The following is a 739-nucleotide window of genomic DNA, read 5'->3' as shown; positions in this document are numbered from 1 at the left end:
CCAGGCGGAGGATCCTGCCAATCGGAGAAGGTTCGGATCGGAATGCTGCGCCGCAGCGCGGTGGACGCTGTACTGCGACGGCGTCTCGGCCCACCAGCGATGTCTCGAACCTCGCGAAGGGCGCGGTCGATCGTCGCCGCGCTCATCGCCAATAACCGTGTGCGGATCTCGGCGGTTAGATGCAGATGCCCGTGACGCTCCATCGCCTCCACCAAAATCGGAATCAGCATCTTCAGACGCTTGCCGCAGATGCGGTCCGAAGCTTCCCAGAGCACGATCAGCGCTTCGCGCACCGCGTCGTCATAAACCCGGCGCTCCGGTCGCGGGCCCGAACGCTGCGCCGGTGGTCCATTCCGCAGCAGCCGCATGGCATGCTTGCGATGAAAGCCGCTTACCGCCGCGAATTCATCGAGAATGCGCGACTTCTCTGCCCGATCGCCTCGGGCGTAGCGCTTCGCTACCACCTTCACCAGTTCATCCCGCGTCGCCATGCTTATCCGCCTCATCTGATTTGCTCCCGCCCCAAAACTGCGGGGAGCAAATCAGATGAGGCAACGGCCCAACATCCGGGAGCAGTTCAGGCGATGCAATGCGCGCTCTCACGTTGATTGCCGCGCAGCAGCCAGCCAAGCTGCGCCAGAAGGACCGGACGCACGCTGTCGAAGGCCAAGGCCGATGAGAGGGAAAGACGAAGCAGCGCGATATCGCCGTTCCCGCCTTCGGCTACAAGAACCATGCC

General features: G+C 63.3%; 1 pseudogene. It reads right to left on the bottom strand.

Features of this window, described 5'->3' with window-relative positions:
* Window positions 1–506, bottom strand: a pseudogene (locus OHD58_RS30525) (transposase); the annotation flags it as partial.
* Window positions 507–739: the final 233 nt, after the last annotated feature.

This window comes from Mesorhizobium sp. ZC-5 (assembly GCF_025753855.1).
Taxonomy (GTDB): domain Bacteria; phylum Pseudomonadota; class Alphaproteobacteria; order Rhizobiales; family Rhizobiaceae; genus Neomesorhizobium.
Note: the sequence above shows the minus strand (reverse complement) of the source record. Positions and strands in the feature narration are given on the sequence as shown.